At 72.0% G+C, this 18,534-nt stretch carries 16 protein-coding genes; 8 read left to right on the top strand and 8 right to left on the bottom strand.

The window, feature by feature from the left end; genetic code table 11:
• The first annotated feature begins 48 nt into the window (after positions 1-48).
• Entirely contained in the window at positions 49-1,053 is a 1,005-nt protein-coding gene (locus IPJ59_RS20245) for a hypothetical protein (protein ID WP_293272943.1), read from the top strand.
• On the opposite strand, the gene IPJ59_RS20240 is transcribed toward IPJ59_RS20245, so the two are convergent.
• Positions 1,054-1,839: a hypothetical protein gene (locus tag IPJ59_RS20240; protein WP_293258181.1), complete on the bottom strand. Its 786-nt coding sequence runs from the start codon at positions 1,837-1,839 to the stop codon at positions 1,054-1,056.
• Positions 1,840-1,937: 98 nt separating this feature from the next.
• Between IPJ59_RS20240 and IPJ59_RS20235 the strand changes: the two genes are divergently transcribed.
• Entirely contained in the window at positions 1,938-2,801 is an 864-nt protein-coding gene (locus IPJ59_RS20235; protein WP_293272942.1) for a hypothetical protein, read from the top strand.
• Between the two features lie 219 nt (positions 2,802-3,020).
• Positions 3,021-4,925, top strand: coding sequence for a DUF11 domain-containing protein (locus IPJ59_RS20230; protein ID WP_293272941.1), 1,905 nt, complete (start codon positions 3,021-3,023; stop codon positions 4,923-4,925).
• A 72-nt stretch (positions 4,926-4,997) separates the two neighbouring features.
• Here IPJ59_RS20230 and IPJ59_RS20225 read toward each other — a convergent pair whose 3' ends face one another.
• Positions 4,998-5,840, bottom strand: a complete 843-nt coding sequence (locus IPJ59_RS20225) for a fatty acid desaturase family protein (RefSeq protein ID WP_293272940.1) — start codon at positions 5,838-5,840, stop codon at positions 4,998-5,000.
• Between the two features lie 204 nt (positions 5,841-6,044).
• Here IPJ59_RS20225 and IPJ59_RS20220 point away from each other — a divergent pair, with 204 nt between their 5' ends.
• Genes IPJ59_RS20220 through IPJ59_RS20205 form a run of 4 tightly spaced genes read left to right on the top strand, consistent with a single transcriptional unit; the run spans position 6,045 to position 10,817 of the window.
• A complete protein-coding gene (locus IPJ59_RS20220; protein WP_293272939.1) occupies positions 6,045-7,013 on the top strand; it encodes a fatty acid desaturase family protein in 969 nt (322 codons plus the stop codon).
• Between the two features lie 3 nt (positions 7,014-7,016).
• A complete protein-coding gene (locus IPJ59_RS20215) occupies positions 7,017-7,781 on the top strand; it encodes a hypothetical protein (RefSeq protein ID WP_293272938.1) in 765 nt (254 codons plus the stop codon).
• Positions 7,782-7,835: 54 nt separating this feature from the next.
• On the top strand, positions 7,836-8,819 hold the full coding sequence (locus IPJ59_RS20210; RefSeq protein ID WP_293258171.1) for an NAD-dependent epimerase/dehydratase family protein: 984 nt from the start codon (positions 7,836-7,838) through the stop codon (positions 8,817-8,819).
• A 42-nt stretch (positions 8,820-8,861) separates the two neighbouring features.
• Positions 8,862-10,817 (top strand): FHIPEP family type III secretion protein, encoded by a 1,956-nt coding sequence (locus IPJ59_RS20205; RefSeq protein WP_293272937.1) that lies wholly within the window; start codon positions 8,862-8,864, stop codon positions 10,815-10,817.
• A 64-nt stretch (positions 10,818-10,881) separates the two neighbouring features.
• Here the strand turns inward: IPJ59_RS20205 and IPJ59_RS20200 are convergent, their stop codons facing one another.
• From IPJ59_RS20200 to IPJ59_RS20175, 6 genes are all read right to left on the bottom strand, one after another.
• Positions 10,882-11,340: a hypothetical protein gene (locus IPJ59_RS20200; protein WP_293258167.1), complete on the bottom strand. Its 459-nt coding sequence runs from the start codon at positions 11,338-11,340 to the stop codon at positions 10,882-10,884.
• Positions 11,341-11,352: 12 nt separating this feature from the next.
• Entirely contained in the window at positions 11,353-11,979 is a 627-nt protein-coding gene (locus tag IPJ59_RS20195) for a hypothetical protein (protein ID WP_293272936.1), read from the bottom strand.
• Complete coding sequence (gene greA / locus IPJ59_RS20190) at positions 11,976-12,467, bottom strand: transcription elongation factor GreA (RefSeq protein ID WP_293258163.1); 492 nt, start codon at positions 12,465-12,467, stop codon at positions 11,976-11,978. Before greA ends, IPJ59_RS20195 begins: the two co-directional genes overlap by 4 nt.
• A gap of 23 nt (positions 12,468-12,490) precedes the next feature.
• On the bottom strand, positions 12,491-15,766 hold the full coding sequence (gene carB / locus IPJ59_RS20185) for a carbamoyl-phosphate synthase large subunit (RefSeq protein ID WP_293272935.1): 3,276 nt from the start codon (positions 15,764-15,766) through the stop codon (positions 12,491-12,493).
• A 4-nt stretch (positions 15,767-15,770) separates the two neighbouring features.
• A complete protein-coding gene (locus IPJ59_RS20180; protein WP_293272934.1) occupies positions 15,771-16,964 on the bottom strand; it encodes a HEAT repeat domain-containing protein in 1,194 nt (397 codons plus the stop codon).
• A gap of 74 nt (positions 16,965-17,038) precedes the next feature.
• Positions 17,039-17,893 carry a hypothetical protein gene (locus tag IPJ59_RS20175; RefSeq protein WP_293258153.1) on the bottom strand — a complete coding sequence of 285 codons (855 nt, stop codon included), beginning with the start codon at positions 17,891-17,893 and terminating at the stop codon, positions 17,039-17,041.
• A gap of 163 nt (positions 17,894-18,056) precedes the next feature.
• On the opposite strand from IPJ59_RS20175, the gene IPJ59_RS20170 reads away from it, so the two are divergent.
• Positions 18,057-18,527, top strand: a complete 471-nt coding sequence (locus IPJ59_RS20170) for a hypothetical protein (RefSeq protein ID WP_293258151.1) — start codon at positions 18,057-18,059, stop codon at positions 18,525-18,527.
• The last annotated feature ends 7 nt before the right edge of the window (positions 18,528-18,534 follow it).

Raw genomic sequence — 18,534 nt, 5'->3', positions numbered from 1 at the left:
GCCAGGATGCTTGTGGACATCGCCGGCCGGCTGAACGACATTGCCTACATGAGCACGGACGACGCGCGTTCGGCCTGGAATCGTTGCCGCCACGACCCCGCGCGCACGGCCGGGCACTACGAGAGCTACTTCCAGCGGGCCAACCACCCGTCGCGGCCGCTGGGCTTCTGGATCCGCTACACCCTGTTTAGCCCGGAGGGCCGCCCGCGCGACGCGGTCGGCGAGTTGTGGGCGATCTGGTTCGATGGCGAGCGCGGCACGGTGACGGCGGTCAAGTCGGTGCTGCCCTTCGCCCACTGCCGTTTTGACCGCACCTGTCTCTCGGTACAGGTGGGAGAGGCGCGGCTCAACGAGGCGCGGCTCTGCGGCGGAGCGGCGAGCACGGGGCACGCGATCGCGTGGGACCTCGAGTACAGCGGCGACGATCCGCCGCTGCTGCTGCTGGAGGCGCCGCTGTACGATCGGGCCTTCCCGGCCGCGAAGGCGCTGGTCGGCACGCCCAACGCGAGCTATCGCGGCACGATCTCGGTCGACGGTGAGGTGCACGCGATCGACGGCTGGATCGGCAGCCAGAACCACAACTGGGGCCGCCGCCACACCGACCGCTACGCCTGGGGGCAGGTGGCCGGCTTCGACGGGGTGCCCGGCAGCTTCCTCGAGTGCTCGACGGCGCAGGTCAAGCTCGGGCCGCTGTGGTCGCCGCGCTTCACCCTGGTGGTGCTGCGGGTCGACGGCGAGGAGTACGCGCTCAACTCGCTGACGCAGGCGCTGCGGGCCAGCGGTCGCTTCTCGTACTTCGAGTGGTCGCTGCATTCACGGCAGAAGCAGGTCGAGATCACGGCCCAGATCTCGGCGGTGCGCGAGCACTTCGTCGGGCTGCGCTATCACAACCCGCCGGGCGGCGGGAAGACCTGCCTCAACACCAAGCTGGCGTCGGTCCTGCTGACGCTGCGCCGCGCGGGTCGGCCGGAGCTGCAGCTGCGCTGCACGCAGCGGGCCGCGTTCGAGATCCTCACCGACGACGCGGCGCACGGGGTGCCGGTGGTCGCGTGATCACCAGATCACGCCGATGCCGCCGAGGATGTCCCAGTGCACGCCGATGCCGAGCGCTGAGCCCTCGACCTCGAGGTTGACGGGGCGGAAGCTGAGCAGCAGGCGCTCGCCGACGATCGTGGAGGCGCCGAAGCCGACGGCGGCGACGCCCCCGTGGGCGACGATGTTGCTGCCGGGGCTGCCGTAGTCCTCGACGCTGATGCCCCCACCGGCATAGCTGCTGAAGCGGTAGCCGGCGGTGAGGGTGGTGGTCAGGTAGATCGCGTATTCGGGGAGGATCGGCACGTCCCACTGAAGGCGCGGGGCGAAGGTGAAGCTGGTCAGCGGAAAGCCGCTGCGCACCTGCAGAACCGCGGCACCAGCGAGGTTGGGGCGGTTGCGGCTGTGGCCGCCGATCGCCGCCTCGAGCTTGAAGTCCATGCCGGGGAAATAGGCGTAGCCGCCGCGCAGCGACTTGGAGCCGCCGACGAAGAGGCTGAAGAAGTGGCGCTTCTCGGTGGCCCGCAGCAGCGAGGGGCGGGCCACCGGGGCCGGTGCGGAGCGCCGGGCCGCGTCGTCGACCTCGCGCCGCATCTCGGCGGATGAGATCGCGGGCGCGGCGGGGAAGGGGTCGACCGGCGGCGGCACGGCGGGCGGCGGGGTGGCGGGCGGCGGCGCGGGCACGACCACGGCGCCCTCGGGCGGGAGGGTCGGCGGGGGCTCGCTGACGGGGACCTGCACGGCCCCGGTGAAGCTGAGGGTGAGCTTGCCGGCGAGGCTGGAGAGCGGGAGCAGAGGCGGCGCCATCGACTCCCACGGTATCACGAGCGCGGGGCCTGGTGGCGAGACCTTCGCGGTGCTTGGTAGCGAGGCCGGGGATCGTCTATCGTCGCGCGGTGCTGGTCGTGACCGGAACGCGTCGCTCGGGGACCTCGATGTGGATGCAGGTGTTGGCGGCGGCGGGGCTGCCGGTGATCGGCGAGGCGTTCCCGGGTAATTGGGGGGAGTCGCTGCGGGCCGCCAATCCCCACGGTTTCTACGAGTCGCTGCTGCGCCACGGGATCTATTGGCGGACCAACCCGCACCCGGTGACGGGCGAGTTCGTGCTACCCGAGCAGGTGCGCCGGCACGCGGTCAAGATCTTCATTCCCGGGGTGATCCGGACCGATCGCGTATACCTCGATCGGGTGCTGGTATCGGTGCGATCGTGGCGGGAATATGAGGCCTCCTTGTTGCGGCTGCACACGATCGAGGATGCATATCGGGCGCGGGTGGCCCCGGGACGATCGGCGCCGCCGCGGATGCCCCCGGCGCTCGAATGGTGGGACGAGAACTTTGGCCTGGTCCGCGACCTAGCGATCCGCAGGTATGCGTGCCACGTGCAGGCGTACGACGCGGTGCTTGCCGACCCGGCGAGGGCGGTGCCGCGGATCCTCGCGTGGCTCGGCGAGGGCGGGGACGTCGCGGCGGCGATCGCCGCGGTGCGCCCGGAGGCGCGGACGCAGCGGCAATGGCAAGGGGCGGCGCGTGGGCACGCCGAACTGCCCGAGCACGTGGTGGCGGTGCTCGACGATTTTCACGCGGCGATCGTGTCGGGGGAGGGCCTCGAACGCGGGCTCATGGCGCGTATGAACGAGGTGCAGGCCGAGCTGGCACCGGCGCTGGCGGAGCACCGCGAGCGGGTGGCGGCGGCGGCGGGGAGCTATCGCGAGGACGAGCCGGAGCCGGACGACGGGCCCTCGGCGGTGCTGCGCGGCGAGTGGGCCTGAGGCGGTCGGGCGGCAGCACTGGCGCGGCGAGTGGGCCTGAGGCGGTCGGGCGGCAGCACTGGCGGAGAGTGGGCCTGAGGCGGTCGGGCGGCAGAATGGGCGTGCGGTGGTCGGGCGGCAGCACAGGCGCGTGGGCCGCAGTGCTCGCGGCTCCCACTCAATTTCTCGCTGGCTGGAATGTTGGCTCGTGGGGCTGTCGCACGGACCCCGGGGACGAATATGCAGATCCGAACATCGCTCGCACTCACGGCCGCGCTCGCGCTCGCATTCACGCCCACGCTCGCGTCCGCGGACGACTTCGCGGTGGGCTCGCTGATCGTGCCGATGGACACCGACTACCAGGATAGCGGCATGCTCGAGGCCTACGGGCTGGTGTACGAGCTGCTGCGCCAGGGCGTGCCGGTGCGCTGGGTGATCCAGTCGGGCAAGGCGCAGGGCGGCGTCGACATGACGGCGACCGGCAAGGACGTGCGCACGGGCGCGGCTGTGGTCGCGCACGGCTACCGCGGCGGGCCGTGGGTGATCGACGCGGCCGACGCGGCGAAGGCCCTGCCGATCGTCATGGCGTGGCAGAAGAAGAGCCTGGTGACGCAGGTGCACGAGGCGACCCAGATGTTCAAGGGCGAGGTGTCGCGCACGCTGGTGATCGCGCCGAACATTGCGATGATGGCGGACGGCAACCAGAAGATCGCCCGCAAGTACATGATCGCGGCGAAGATCCCGGACTCCGCCGGGGACCCGAATTGGCCCGACCTGAGCCCCGACATGCTCGACCCCAAGGAGCTGGCGGGGCCGACGACGGAGACGCACCACGACGGGGCGCTGTTCGACGAGGACGGCGACCCGGTATATTGCCAGTTCATGTCGATGCACTGGGCGGTGAAGGACGCCCAGGCCAACCCGGAGGTGGTCGCCGAGATGCGCGAGTTCCTCGGCTATCCGACCCACCTGTTCGCGGAGTGTCAGGCGGTCAACGCGTTCGAGAACCTGGCGCCGCACGGCTACTTCCTGACCGAGAAGGGGTTTGTGATCGGGCAGATGCCGAACACCTACGATTACTTCCAGCAGGACACGCCGTACGCGCAGCTCGACGGGGCCTTCCTGTCGGTCGGCGGCAGCGAGCCGGCGTACACGCTGCCGCCGGGGCAGATGTACAAGGGCACCGATATCGTGATGATCACCCAGAAGGGCACGCCGATCGGGGTCAATGACGTATGGATGACGGGCTTCCTCGACGGCGTGTGTCCGGCGGACGCGGGCGGCTGCCTCGGGGCGGGCAAGGTCAGTTATCTCGGGGGTCACGAGTACGACGTGGCCCTGCCGATCTCCAAGAACCCGAAGACGCAGGGGGTGCGGCTGTTCCTCAATTCCATGTTCGAGTCGCCGTGCGCGAGCGCCGAGGGCCTGCCGACCATCGAGCTGACGAAGACGGCGCCGCCGCAGGTGGGGGTGCCGCAGGTGACCTTCGACATCGCCTATGTGAACAGCGGGCCGATGCCGGCGCTCGAGGCGACGCTGACGGACACGCTGCCGCCCGGGACGACCTTCGTGTCGGCGACCGACAACGGGGCCTTCGCGGCGGGGGCGGTGACCTGGGACCTCGGCAACATCGGGCCCGGTGAGGCGGGTCAGGTGAGCGTGACGGTCGACCTCGACGCGCCGGGTGTGTATGTCAACACGGGGGTGGTCGACTTCCGCGCGGGGGTCAACAAGCTGTCAGTCGAGTCGGCGCCGGCGATGACGGAGTACGTGCTCGGGGGCGAGACCTCCGGGGACGCGTCGACTGGCGGGGCGAGCACGGACAGCGCTGGCACGGACAGCGCGGGCACGGGCGGGAGCGCCAGCGCGGGCACGGGCAGCGCGGGCACGGGCGGGGGCGAGAGCGCGGGCACGGGCGGCAGCAATGGTGGCAGCGGCGGCTCCGAGGGCAGCGGCGTGCCGACCGAGGGCAGCGGCGCGCCGACCGAGGGCGGCGGGGCCACGGGCGGCGCGGGCACGGGCGGGGGCCTGGACAGCGCGGGCGGCGAGGACGCCGGTGGTTGCGGCTGCAACGGGACGGGGCCGGCTCCGGCCTGGGCGCTGGGGCTGCTGGCGCTGGGGCTGCGGCGACGGCGGCGGGCGTGAATTTTCCTGAAATTCGGAAAATTCCGGATTTGGAAAATTCCGGATTTCAGGAAATTGTCGCGGCGACCGGGCTCAGCTCGCGGCGGCGCGGCGGGCCAGGACTTCGTCCATCTTCAGCGGGTTGAAGATGTTGGCGCGCTTGTGGTGGTTGGCGTGCATGTAGAGGCCGAACCAGATGCGGTTGCCGAGCCAGTAGACGCCGGTGTCGATGTTGATCGGCTTGTAGTCGCCGGTCTTGGAGAGGGCGTTGTGGGTGACCCAGTTGAAGTGGGCGACGTGCATCCAGCCGAGCGCCTGGGCCGGGACGAACAGGAACAGGAAGACCTCGGGGCCGAGGATGAGGTACCAGGCGAGCAGCAGCGGCAGCATGGTGGCGAAGCTGAGGACGGCCCGGATGCGCTCGCGGCTGCGGTTCTCGGGGGTGTCGCCGAACTGGTCGTAGGCCTGGTTTTGCAGCTGGCGCTCGACGTTGAAGAGCATCGTCTCGTAGAGGAAGACCAGGAAGTTGGGGAGGACGTGGTGGGGGTCCTTCTTCGGGTCGTCGGAGAAGCGATGGTGGCGCTGGTGAATGATCTCCCACGACGCGTAGCGGGTGATGACGACCAGGCCGGCGAGCTCACCGATGAGGCGGTTGATCGCGCGCGGGAAGTTGCCGTGGCAGCAGTTGTGGATGAAGACGTTGAGCAGGATGTGGCCGTAGAGGACCACCGGGAACGCGGCCAGGTACCACCAGCTCCACGTCAGGGTGCTGGGGATCAGCGACTGGCTGTGGTGCATCAGCAGCCAGGCGTCGAGGGCGAGCAGGCCCGCGAGGTAGCCGCCGTCGTAGAGGAAGTAGAACCACTTGTTCCTCCGGTACTGGACGGAGGGCTGGGCGGTGAAGCTGAAGACGAGACCTGAGACGAGCGCGGTCAAGGGGGTCCTCGCGGCGAAGCGGTAGGTGGCGACGAATAACACGGGGCGCCGCGCAGCGTCGAGATTCTCCCCACACGCGGGGCCGCGCGGGCGTCGTTGTCGGGGTTGCGAGGGCGGGTGTATGGTCGCAGCGCGATGGCCGAGGCGGCGACAGGCGATGCTCGCGGGGGTGCGCAGGCAGGTGCGCAGGGCGGTCCCTGGCTCGTGCGTCACCCCACGGAGTGGCGGCAGGTCGCGATCGTCGCGGTGTATCAGGCGCTGCTGCTGGGGATGATGTTCGTGCCGGGGCTGCGGCACCCGCTGGTGCTGGTGCCGGCGTTCTTGCTGAGCTTCCTGAACGCGGTGGTGATCCACAACCACCTGCACCGCGGCATCTTCCACAGCCATCGCTTGAACATGCTGTGGCGCGGGGTGCTGAGCTTCGGGGCGCTGTATCCGGCGTCGGCGAACGTGCCGTCGCACAACCTCGTGCACCACCACTTCGGCGACGACGGTCAGCCGGACTGGGCCGACCCGGGGCACGTCCGCTTCAAGTGGAACCTGCTGAACTTGATCCACTTCCCGAACATCGCGGGCCCGAACACCTTCGCGGGGGTGGCCCGCTGGGCGGCGAGCACCCGCCAGGCGAGCTTCGGCCGGCAGTACCTGGCGGAGACGATCTTCGCGTTCGGGCTGACCGGCGCGCTGCTGCTGTACGACTTCTGGCCGGCGCTGTGCTTCGTGGTGCTGCCGCAGTTCTACGGGGCGCGCTGCATCCTGCGCATCAACCTGATCCAGCACGATGGCACCGATACGAGCAGCGAGTGGAACCACTCGCGCAACTTCGTCGGTCGGGCCTTCAACTGGATCATGTGTAACAACGGCTATCACACGATCCATCACAACCGGGCCGGGCTGCACTGGTCGGAGCTGGCGGAGGCGCACCGGCGCGAGGTGGTGCCGCGCATCGACCCGGGCCTCGATGAGCCGAGCATGCTCGGGTACCTCGTGCGGCGGTATGTGATCGGGCTGCGGCGGCCGGCGGTGGGGGATGTCGCGGCGGCGGAGCGGGCGGCGGAGCGGTTGGCCGGGTTGGGTCGGCTCGAGTCGCGGGCGGCCCGGCGGGCGGCGGCGGAGCAGGCGGCGGCGGCGGAGCAGGCGGCGAATGGAGCGGCGTTGGGGCTGCCGGGCTAGGCGATGGACTTCACGGGGTTCATGGCCGCCTTCGCGCTGGCGGCGTTCTGGGTGAACACGCTGCTGATCGCGGGGGCCGGGTGGAGCGAGTGCGCGGGGCTGCGGCGGCGTTATGCGTTCCTGTCCCGCGGGACAGGTGCGCGGCGCGGGGTGGTGACGGCGGCGGGGGCTGATGGGGTGGTGGCGTTGTACACGGTGGTGCAGGTCGGGCGATCGAACGGGCGCGGGCCGATCTTGTTTCACGATCGCAGCCGCGGGTCGCGGGTGCTCGGCGGGGTGGTGGCGCTGGCGGACGGGGAGCGGCGCGAGCTGGCGGAGGGAGCCGCGGCGGAGGTGTGGGTGTCGGGGCTGCCGCGGGCGGCGGCTTGTCCTGACACGGCCAGCTTCGCGGGCGCGTTGCCGGCGGCGACGCGGGCGGCGGGGTGGGAGCGTCGCCTCGAGCTGCCGCTGCGGGTCGGGGACACGATCTGGCTCGCGGGACAGGTCGACGGGGAGCTCGTGATCGCCGACGCCGATCCGCGGCGCTGGTTGGCGCGCGTGACGTGGTGGACGGCGGCGCTGGTGCTCGGGCTGCTGGTGGTCGCGGGGGCGTGCACGGCGGCGTGCCTGTGGCCGCCGGTGTTCGGGACGGTGAGCAAGCTCGGGGCCCTGGCGGGGCTGGTGGCCTTCAACCTGTTTCAGCTGGCGGGCAAGCTGCACCACGACGCGATCCAGCCGCCGTCGCTGCGAGTGGTCGATGGGCAGTGGCCGGTGCCGCGTGGGCGGTGACGCTGGGCCGCGGGGCGGTGACGCGGAGCATGTGGGCTGGTAGCGTCGCGGGCGATGCGACGCGTGTTCGTCACCGGGGGATCGGGCTTCGTCGGCCGCAACCTGCTCGCGGCGCTGCAGCGGCGCGGAGTGACGGCGCTGGCGCTGGCCCGCAGCGACGCGGCGGCGGCGGCGTGCGCGGGCCAGGGGGCGAGGGTGGTGCGCGGCGATCTTGCCGACGTGAACGCGATGGCGGCGGGGATGGCGGGCTGCGAGGTGGTGTTCCACGCGGCGGCGCACGTGCTCGAGTGGGACGCGCCGGCGGTGTTCCAGCGGATCAACGTGACGGGGACGGCGAACACCTTGCTGGCGGCGCGGCAGGCGAAGGTGCCGCGCTTCGTGCACGTGGGCACCGAGGCGGTGCTGGTGGGTGGTGGGCCGATCGTTCAGGTCGACGAGACGCGGCCGCTGCCGGAGCAGCCGCTGCCCGGCTATCCGGCGAGCAAGGCGGCGGCGGAGCGGCTGGTGCGGGCGGCGACCGGGCTGGAGGCGGTGGTGGTGCGGCCGCGATTGATCTGGGGGGCGGGTGACAGCTCGCTGCTGCCGCAATTCGCGGCGGCGGTGCACGCGGGCCGGTTCCGATGGATCTCTGGCGGGCGCTACCTCACCTCGACCTGTCATGTGGACAACGTGGTCGAGGGGATGCTGCTTGCGGCGGAGCGCGGGCGGCACGGTGAGGCCTACTTCCTGAGCGACGGGGCGCCAGTCGAGTTTCGCGGCTTCGTCGCGGCGATGCTGGCGACCCAGGGGATCGACGCCGGGACGGGCAGCCTGCCGCGGGGGCTCGCGCGGGCCGTGGCGGTCAGCTGCGAGGCGATCAGCCGGGCGAGCGGGTACCGCTGGCGGCCGCCGCTGACGCGGGTGGCGCTCAAGCTGATGGGCGAGGAGGTCACGGTGGTCGACGCGAAGGCGCGGGCCGAACTTGGTTATGTCGGCGCGCGGCGCCACGAGGACGGGTTTCGGGCGATGCGCGAGGCGCAGGCGAGCACGGCGTCGTGAGGTGCTTGCAGATGCATCGTCTGGCCCGGTAGCGTGCGGCGGGTGACGGACGACCGAGTCAGCTCGCTCGCGCTGCTGCGGCGGGCGACGTCGGGGTGGCCGCGGCTGCTGCCGGCGGCGTGGGTGTGCGTGATGCTGGCGTGTCTGCTGGTGCCGCTGCCGACGGTGGCGGTCGACCTGCTGCTGTCGCTGAGCCTGGCGGGGTCGATGTTGCTGCTGGTCGCGAGCCTGGCGGTGCGGCGGCGGGCGGAGTTGCTGGCGTTCCCGTCGCTGCTGTTGTTGCTGACGCTGTCGCGGCTGGCGCTGAACGTGGCGACGACGCGGTTGATCTTGAGTCAGGCGGACGCGGGGCGGGTGATCGACGCGTTCGCGGGGCTGGTGGTGCGCGGGGACATCGTGGTCGGGGCGGTGATGTTCGCGGTGATCACGGCGGTGCAATTTTTGGTGATCGCGCGCGGGTCGGAGCGGGTCGCCGAGGTCGCGGCTCGCTTCGCGCTCGACGGGCTGCCGGGGCAGCAGGCGGCGATCGACGCCGACCTGCGGGCGGGGGCGATCTCACCGGAGGAGGCGGCGCGTCGGCGGCACGCGCTGCTGCAGCGCAGCGACTTCCACGGGGCGATGGACGGGGCGGTCCGCTTCGTGCGGGGCGACGCGATCGCGGGGCTGGCGATCACGATCATCAACCTGGTCGGCGGGATCGCGGTCGGGACGCTGCGGCATGACATGGACGTCGTCGCGAGCCTCGAGCTGTACGGGCGGCTGACCGTGGGCGACGGGCTGCTGGCGCAGATCCCCGCGCTGCTGGTGAGCCTGGCGGCGGGGGTGCTGGTGACCCGCGTCGACGAGGAGGCGACCAGGCGGCCGCGAGCGCTGGCGTGGCTCGAGCCGGCGATGTTGGCGGTGCCGGCGGCGCTGCTGACCGGGCTGGCGCTGGTGCCGGGGATGCCGCGGCTGGCGTTCCTGGCGACGGCGACGGGGCTCGTGTGCGCGGGGCTGTGGCTGGCCGCGCGCGCGCCCGAGGAGGCGCCGGAGGAGCCGGCGCTGGTGATCGAGCTGCGCCTGGTGGGGGCGGGGCCGGAGGCGCTGCGGGTGCTGCGTCCGCCGCTGGCGGCGCTGCGGCGGCGCTGCGCGGCGGCGCTGGCGATCGAGCTGCCGCCGATCGTGGCGGTGGCGCTGCCGGGCGAGCTCGGCGGCGTGGAGGTCCGGCTCGGCGTGCGTGTGCTGGCGACGCTCGGGCCGGCTGAGCTCGCGGTGCTCGTCGGTCCTCCGGGACAGGGCGCAGAGGACATGTCCTTCGGGCCAGGTAGCTTGGGGCCAGGTAGCGAGCCGTCGGGGCTGGTGGTCGACGCGCTGGTGGTGGTGTGCTTCCGGGCGGTGATGAACCACGCGGAGGCGTTCTACGATCTGCGCCAGCTCGAGGGGGCGCTCGAGCGGAGCCGGCGGCGCGACCCGGCGGCGGTGCGCGAGGCGCTGCGGGTGACGCCGGCGGGCGAGCTGCTGGCGCTGTGCCGCGGCCTGCTGCGCGAGCGCCTGCCGCTGCCGCCGCTGGCGACGCTGCTCGACGCGGTGGCGAGCGAGCCGCGGCTGCGCAGCGCGAGCGAGCGAGGGCGCTGGGGCGAGCTGCTGCGCGAGCGGCTGGCGGGGCTGTGGGTGCACGACCTGGTGGCGGCGCACGCCCGGCTCGGGCCGCTGCGCTGGGTCCGTCCGCTGCCGGACGTCGAGGCGGAGCTGCTGCAGCGGACGCGCACGGGCGAGGGCGGGTTGGCGCTGGCGCTGGCGCCGAGCGAGCGGGCGGCGTGGCTGGCGAGCCTGCGCGACGGGCACACCGAGCCGCCGATCGTGGTGACCACGCCGGCGGCGCGGCCGGCCTTCGCGGCGCTGGTCCACCGCAGCGCGCCGCAGGTGGCGGTGATCAGCACGGCGGAGCTGCAGGCGGTGGAGCTGATGCTGCCAGGCGAGCCGGGCGGGCCGCCGGTGCGCTGGTGGCAGCCGGGGTAGCTGTTTGGGGCGCGCGGCGATCGCGGAGGTTGAGACGACGAGGAGCGTCGGGCCGGGGTAGCGGTCAGCGGCGCGTGGCGATCGCGGCGGTGCAGCGATCGCACAGCTGGCGGGCGAGCTCGACGGCGTGCTGGGCGGGGCCGTGGGCGCTACGGCCGAGCTGGACCAGGGAGCCGCCGCCGCCCATGACGGCGATCTGCAGGAGGCCGGCGGCGAGGGGGCGGAGATCGTCGGGCAAGGGGGAGATGGGGACGCGGGGGTCGGCGAGGGCGCGGAGGTGGTCGAGGTAGCTGCGACCCCAGCGGAGCTCAGTGTCTGCTTCGGTGCCAGTTTCGACGCCAGCGTCGTGCGAGGCGACCAGCACGGCGTTGAGGGCCATGCCGGCGGCGCGGCGGGCGTGGGTGACGGCGGTGCGGCGGCTCTCGAGGTTGGCGGCGGCGGCAGCGAGCTCGACCTGGGCGGCGCGCAGCCAGGCGTCGGCGCCCAGGCGCCACAGCCAGTGCTCGCTGCGATCGACGGTCACGGCGGGTGGAGATCAGGTGGTGCTGCCGGTGCCAGTGCCGGTGCCAGTGCCGGTGCCGGTGCCAGTGCCAGTGCCAGTGCCAGTGCCAGTGCCAGTGCCAGTGCCAGTGCCAGTGCCAGTGGTGTCGCCGGTGGCGCTCGTGCCAGTGGTGTCGCCGGTGGTGCTCGTGCCGGTGGCGCCGGTGGTGTCGCCAGTGGTGGCGGCGCTCGTGCCGGTGGTGGCGGTGCTCGAGCTGCTGTCGGTGACGCTGGTGCTGGTATCGGTGGCGCTGGTGGTGGCGCCCATCGTGCCGCTGTGGCTGTCGCCGCCGAAGTCGCGGCGGGAGGGGAGGTCGAGGTAGACGGGGGGCTCGGTGGCGACGAGCGGGTCGCTGGCGTCGGAGTCCTTGCTGTTGTCCTCGACGCAGCGGCCGTTGGTGGGCGGCGGGAAGCACATGTCGGGGGTGAGGGTCTTCTCGCCCTCGGACTCGCAGACGAGGCCGGCGCGGCAGTCGGAGGCGCAGCGACAGACGGCACCGATGCCGCTGCGGCAGCCGGGCAGCAGGGCGGCGAGCACGAGCAGGGCGGCGGGGATACGAAGGGGGCCGGGCAGACGCAGGACCGCCGGCGATCGCCGTGCAGGATGCGAGGCGCGGCTCACGGGATGGCCTTGTACTCGACCATGACGACCTCGTATTCGCGGTCGCCCTTGGGCAGCTTGACGATGACCTCGTCGCCGACCTTCTTGCCGAGCATGGCGCGGGCGATCGGTGCGGAGATGGAGATCTTGCCGCTCGAGGCGTCGGACTCGTCCTCGCCGACGATGTGGTAGACGACCTCGGTCGCGTTATCGACGTCGTTGAGGGTGACGGTCGCGCCGAAGGTGACCTTGGACTCCTTGACGGTGGTCGGGTCGATGATCTGGGCCATGCCGATGCGGGCCTCGAGGTAGCGCATGCGGCCATCGAGCTGGCCCTGGCGCTCCTTGGCGGCGTGGTATTCGGCGTTCTCGCGGAGGTCGCCGTGCTCGCGGGCGACCTCGATGTCGCGGACGTTCTCGGCGCGGTCGTGCTCCCGGATCTGCTTGAGCTCCTGCTTGAGCCGCTCGAAGCAGCCGGGTGTCATCGGGATCTTGGGCTCGCTGGACATGACCGTGTCACCTGCGGGTGGGCTCAGGGCGAGTCGCCGCGGTAGCCGGTACGGCTGGCCTGGGCGGCGTCGGGGAGGTCCCCGGGCACGCGATGATAGTCCTGCAGGGTGCGGGCGACGAGGGTTTTCTCGCCGGCGCGGGCCGCAGCGATCGCGTGGGCGGCGGCCAGGGCGGCGGAGATGGTGGTGAAGTGGGGCACGCGCTGCATCAGCGAGGTGCGGCGGATGCTGAAGCTGTCGGCGATCGCCTGGGCGCCGACGGTGGTGTTGATGACCATGGCGATGTCGCCGTTGACGAGGGCGTCGACGATGTGGGGGCGGCCCTCCTTGACCTTGTTGACGGCGCTGCAGGCGAGGCCGGCGGCGCGGATGAAGGTCGCGGTGCCGCGGGTGGCGACCAGCTCGAAGCCGAGGGCCTGGAGGTGGCGGACGGCGGGCAGGACGGCGTGCTTGTCGGCGTCACGGACGGAGACGAACACGCGGCCGGACTGGGGCAGGCGCATGCCGGCGGCGAGCAGGCCCTTGTGGAAGGCGGCGCCGAAGTCGTCGGCGACGCCCATGACCTCGCCGGTGCTGCGCATCTCGGGGCCGAGGATGGTGTCGACGCCGGCGAACTTGTTGAAGGGGAAGACGGAGACCTTGACGGCGACGTGCCTGGGGATGCGCTCGTGCAGGTGCATGCTGGCGAGCGACTCGCCGGCGGCGACGCGGGCGGCGATCTTGGCGAAGGGGACGCCGGTGGCCTTGGCGACGAAGGGGATCGTCCGCGAGGCGCGGGGGTTGACCTCGAGGACGTAGAGGGTGTCGCCCTGGAGGGCGAACTGGACGTTCATGAGGCCGACGACGCCGAGCTCGCGGGCGAGGGCGGCGGTGGTGCGCCGGATCTCGTCGAGGATCGCGGGGGCGACGTTGACGGGGGGCAGCGAGCAGGCGGAGTCGCCGGAGTGCACGCCGGCCTCCTCGATGTGTTCCATGATGCCGGCGATGACGACGGCGCTGGCGTCGGCGACGGCGTCGACGTCGAACTCGGTGGCGTTGTGCAGGAACTCGTCGACCAGGACCGGGTGGTCGGGGCTGGCGAGCACGGCGGTGCGCATGTACTCGTCGAGATCGGCGGGGCTGTAGACGACGCGCATGGCCCGGCCGCCGAGGACGTAGCTCGGGCGGACGAGCACGGGGAAGCCGATGTCGCGGGCGATGGTCTCGGCCTCGGCGGGCGAGCGGGCGACGCCCCAGCGCGGGACCTTGATGCCGAGGCGGTCGACGAGCGCGCCGAAGCGGCCGCGGTCCTCGGCCTTGTCGATCGCCTCGGCGGAGGTGCCGAGGAGCTTGTAGCCGGCGGCCTCGATGTCGGCGGCGAGGCGCAGGGGGGTCTGGCCGCCGAACTGGACCAGGACGCCGACGATCGGGCCGGTGCTGGCCTCGCGGTCGAGGATCGCGAGGACGTGCTCGCGGGTGAGGGGTTCGAAGTAGAGGCGGTCGGAGGTGTCGTAGTCGGTCGAGACGGTCTCGGGGTTGCAGTTGACCATCACCGTCTCGAAGCCGGCCTCGCGCAGGGCGAAGGCGGCGTGACAGCAGCAGTAGTCGAACTCGATGCCCTGGCCGATGCGGTTGGGGCCGCCGCCGAGGATGACGATCTTGGGGCGGGTGCTGGTGTCGGCCTCGTCCTCCTCTTCGTAGGTGCTGTAGAGGTAGGGGGTGTGGGCGGCGAACTCGGCGGCGCAGGTGTCGATGCGCTTGTAGACGGGCCGGAGGCCGTGGGCGAGGCGCAGGGCCCGGATCTGGGCCTCGGGGACGTCGCGCAGATCGGCGAGGCGGCGGTCGCTGAGGCCGGCGCGCTTGGCCGTGCGCAGCAGCGGGGGGGCGAGCAGCTCGGTGCTGCGGACGCGGGCCTCGAGGGCGATGACGGCGGCGATCTGGTCGAGGAACCAGGGGTCGATGCGGGTCAGCTCGTGGACGCGCTCGATCGAGACGCCGAGGCGGAGGGCGGCGCCGACGTGCCACAGGCGGGTCGGGTGGGGCCGGCCGAGCAGGGCCTCGACGCTGGCGGCGGTGGCGTCGGCGGCCTGGAGGTCGAAGCCGTGGGTGCCGGTCTCGAGGCTGCACATGGCCTTGCCGAGCGACTCCTGGAATGTGCGGCCGATCGCCATGACCTCGCCGACGGACTTCATCTGGATGGTGAGGGTCTCGTCGGTGCCGGAGAACTTCTCGAAGGCGAAGCGGGGGATCTTGGTGACGACGTAGTCGATGCTGGGCTCGAAGCTGGCGGGGGTGGTGCGGGTGATGTCGTTCGTGAGCTCGTCGAGCGTGTAGCCGACGGCGAGCTTGGCGGCGAACTTGGCGATGGCGAAGCCGGTGGCCTTGGAGGCGAGGGCCGAGGAGCGCGAGACGCGGGGGTTCATCTCGATGACGATCATCCGCCCGGACTGCGGGTCGACGGCGAACTGGATGTTGCAGCCGCCGCAGGTGACGCCGATCTCGGTGACGCAGGCGCGGGCGGCGTCCCGCATGCGCTGGTACTCCTTGTCGGTGAGCGTCTGGGCGGGGGCGACGGTGATGCTGTCGCCGGTGTGCACGCCCATGGGGTCGAGGTTCTCGATCGAGCAGACGACGACGAAGTTGTCCTTCGTGTCGCGCATGACCTCGAGCTCGTACTCTTTCCAGCCGAGCACGGACTCCTCGATGAGGATCTCGTGGCGCATGCTCTCGCCCAGGGCGTGTTCGACGTGGGCCTCGAACTCGTCGCGGTTGTAGGAGATGGCGGCGCCGCTGCCCCCGAGGGTGAAGCTGGCGCGGATGATCGCGGGGAAGCCGATCTGCTCGAGGGCGGCGCGGGCCTCGGCGAGCGAGTGGCAGTAGACGCTGCGCGGGACGTCGAGGCCGATCTTCAGCATCGCGGCCTTGAACTGGTCGCGGTCCTCGGCCTTCTCGATGGCGGCGAGGTTGGCCCCGATGAGCTCGACGTTGTGGCGGGCGAGGATGCCCTGGCGGCCGGCCTCGAGCGCGAGGTTCAGGGCGGTCTGGCCGCCGACGGTCGGGAGGATCGCCTGGGGCTGCTCGGCGGCGAGGATGCGGTCGAGGAACTCGGGGGTGAGCGGCTCGACGTAGGTGCGGTCGGCCAGATCCGGGTCGGTCATGATCGTGGCCGGGTTGGAGTTGACGAGGATGACCTCGTAGCCCTCCTCGCGCAGCGCCTTGATGGCCTGGGTGCCGGAGTAGTCGAACTCGCAGGCTTGGCCGATGACGATCGGGCCGGAGCCGAGGACACAGATCCTGCGCAGGTCGCTGCGGCGTGGCATGTGGCTAGCGCTCCTTGATGCGGGCGCCGTCGAAGCTGTGCTCGTTGCCGAGGTTGGCGACGATGCGCTCCTTGTAGGCGGAGAGGTCCCACTTGAGGCGGGCGAGGCCGGTGAGGATCTTGGTGCGCAGGCGCAGCGAGTCCTCGCTGGGGTCGGCGAGGCGGGCGGTGAGGGCGTCCTGCAGGGCCTCGTTCGGGTGCTTGTCGTCGGCGATGTCGAGCAGGCTGTCGACGACCTGGAAGCGGACGGTCTCGTCGGGGTCGGCGAGGTAGCGCAGGAGGATCTCGGTGACCCGGGGGTCCTCGATCTCGGCGATGTGGGTGAGCAGCTGGAGCTTCTTCGCGGGGTCGCGCTCGTAGACCGGCGGGTGCTTCTCCAGCAGGGCGTCGAACAGCTCCCACTCCTCGCGGCCGTTGGCGCGGTCCTCGACGATGCGGAGGACCCAGGCGATGTTGTCGTTGTTGACGCAGAACTCGCGGGCGGCGCTGAGGAGCAGGCCCTTGTCGAGGTCGCTGAGGCGCTTGGACAGCCAGTTCTTCTCCTCCTCGTCCTCGATGCTCTTGCTCGAGTTGATGGTGAAGCGGCGCATCAGGCCGACGATCGCGGGGATGGTGCCGATCTCCAGCAGCTCCTGCATCGCGTGGTAGCGCTCGGCGGACTGGCCGTACTGGTTGATGACGGCGCGCATGTGGCGGTCGAGGCGGTTCTTGCTGCGGCCGCTGCTGCTAAACAGGTCTTTGAGTGCCAAGGTGCTCCTGGGGTCGGGGCTCGGCGTCAGGCCCCGAGGGGGCCGGTGCCAGAGCTGGTGCTGGAAGTGGTGCTGGCGTCGGTGGCGCTGCTGGTGCTGCTGCCGTCGCTGGTGCCGGTGGTGGTTGGGGTGCCGGTGGTGCCGGTGGTGCTGGTGGGGCCGCCAGAGCCAGTGCCAGAGCCAGTGCCAGTGCCAGCCAGTGCCAGTGCCAGTGCCAGGGCCAGTGCCAGGGCCGCCGGTGCCAGGGCCGCCGAGGCCGCAGGCGCCGGCGTTGGCGCTCAGGTCGCTGCCGTCGCGGTGGCAGCAGCCGTCGTCGGCGCAGGTGTAGCCGTCCGGGCAGGCGGGTGCGTCGGGGGTGCAGGCGAACAGCACCGCGTCGGCGGGCGGGTTGAAGCAGGCCGACAGGGTGGCGCTGGCGAGGCCGAGGACCAGGCCTGAGACAGCGCGCAAGCGAGGGCCTCCGAGCAGCTGTCCGAAAGGCCAGGTTGTGCGCGCGGGCGCGGCGGCGGCGGGGCGGGCCATGGCTAGAAGCGGACCTCGAGGCCGCCGCGGGTGAGGCCGACGCGTCGGGTCGTGCTGGCCGTGGCCTTGCGGGTCTTGACGGCCTGGACGATGAAGAGGACGACGCCGGCGACGAGGAAGGCGCTGGCGCCGGCGATGAGGCCCTTGGCGACGGCGGCGTCGCGGCGACCGACGCGGAGGACCTGCTCGTACTCGGACTGCACGTCGCTGTAGATGAGGGCTGAGCCGGTCATGCTGTCGAGGGTGATCGCCAGGCGTTCGGCCTTGTCCTCCTGGACCTCGGCGAGGCCGGCGAACACGCCGGCGGCGCTGCCGAGGGCGAAGGCGCCGAACATCGACCACCAGGCGTGGCGCTGCAGCGGCGGCAGGCGCTTCGGGACGTCGGCGCTGGCGCGCTTGTCGAGCGAGGTGCCCTCGAGCTCGGCCTTGGCGCGGCGCGCCTCGGGGTCGGTGGTGGACATCATGCGGCCGCCCATGCCGGCGGTGGGGGACAGCGGCGAGACGTTGTTGGCGGGGGCGACGATCGCGGGCTGGTCGCGGGTGCCGGGGCGGGGCGCGTCGTGGAGCGGCTTGCCGAGGGTGGGCGTGGTCGGCGGCGGGGGCTCGCTGCCGGTGGTGACCGCCTCGGGGCTGATCGGTGACGGTGGCGGGGCGTCGGTGGGGTCGTCGGGGGTCTCGCGGCGCGGCGGGTCGGGCTCCGGGGTCGGCGCGGCGGCCGAGGCGTGCGCGACAGCCGAGAACGGGACGACGGCCGGGACGATCGCCGGGACGATCGCCGGGACGATCATTTGTGTGGCGACCACGACGGCGACCGCCGTGAGGAGGCTGAGCGCGCGTGATGGCGACGAAGCCCGCATGGTCGGGGCGGGATTGTAGACGGGCGGCGCGGCGGCGGAAAGGCTGGCGAGCGTGCGTTCGCGGCCCGCAGGCCGCGTTTACGTGACTTTTGCCACCGCTGGACAGACGAACTGCGGACGCGCTGGTCGGGGCGGCGGGGCAGGTGGTATCCACTCGCGTCTCATGTCCCGCTCGCGCGCCATGCTCGGCGTCCTCTGGGTGGCGATCGCCACGACGGGGTGTCGCGTCGGGGCCTCGGGGAGCGGCGTCGATCCGTCGACGCCGGTGGCCGAGGCGTATGGGAAGGCGAGTGATTTTGCCGGCGAGTGGGTCGGCGAGAGCAACGGCGTGCTCGGTGCGCTGGCGGTGAAGTCGCTGAGCAAGGCGGACACGGTCGGGCCGCGGCGTTACTACGGGAAGTTCGTCGGCGACGACGGCGCGACGAGCTTCGTGATCAACATGCAGCAGCCGCTGGTGACCGTGGGCGAGCTGGGCATCGCGGGCAACCTGGCGCGCTTCACCTGGCAGGACGGGCGCGGCGGGCAGGGTGACGGGTGGGTCCTGATCAATCCTGAGGACTCGGCGCTCACGGGGGAGATCCGGGTCGGCAACGGCGGGCGCGCGCTGGACTTCGTGCGCGTCGACGACGGCTGAGCGGGCG

The sequence above is a fragment of the Nannocystis sp. genome (assembly GCF_016714285.1).
Lineage (GTDB): Bacteria > Myxococcota_A > Polyangia > Nannocystales > Nannocystaceae > Nannocystis.
This window is presented reverse-complemented; position numbering and strand designations above follow the sequence as displayed.

What these genes read in the sequence shown, in the direction of transcription:
- IPJ59_RS20245 (WP_293272943.1), top strand. Translation starts at nt 49, where the DNA reads ATGAGCACGGACGACGCGCGTTCGGCCTGGAATCGTTGCCGCCACGAC.
- IPJ59_RS20240 (WP_293258181.1), bottom strand. Translation starts at nt 1,839, where the DNA reads ATGGCGCCGCCTCTGCTCCCGCTCTCCAGCCTCGCCGGCAAGCTCACC.
- IPJ59_RS20230 (WP_293272941.1), top strand. Translation starts at nt 3,021, where the DNA reads ATGCAGATCCGAACATCGCTCGCACTCACGGCCGCGCTCGCGCTCGCA.
- IPJ59_RS20215 (WP_293272938.1), top strand. Translation starts at nt 7,017, where the DNA reads ATGGACTTCACGGGGTTCATGGCCGCCTTCGCGCTGGCGGCGTTCTGG.
- IPJ59_RS20210 (WP_293258171.1), top strand. Translation starts at nt 7,836, where the DNA reads ATGCGACGCGTGTTCGTCACCGGGGGATCGGGCTTCGTCGGCCGCAAC.
- greA (WP_293258163.1), bottom strand. Translation starts at nt 12,467, where the DNA reads ATGTCCAGCGAGCCCAAGATCCCGATGACACCCGGCTGCTTCGAGCGG.
- carB (WP_293272935.1), bottom strand. Translation starts at nt 15,766, where the DNA reads ATGCCACGCCGCAGCGACCTGCGCAGGATCTGTGTCCTCGGCTCCGGC.
- IPJ59_RS20175 (WP_293258153.1), bottom strand. Translation starts at nt 17,893, where the DNA reads ATGCGGGCTTCGTCGCCATCACGCGCGCTCAGCCTCCTCACGGCGGTC.
- IPJ59_RS20170 (WP_293258151.1), top strand. Translation starts at nt 18,057, where the DNA reads ATGTCCCGCTCGCGCGCCATGCTCGGCGTCCTCTGGGTGGCGATCGCC.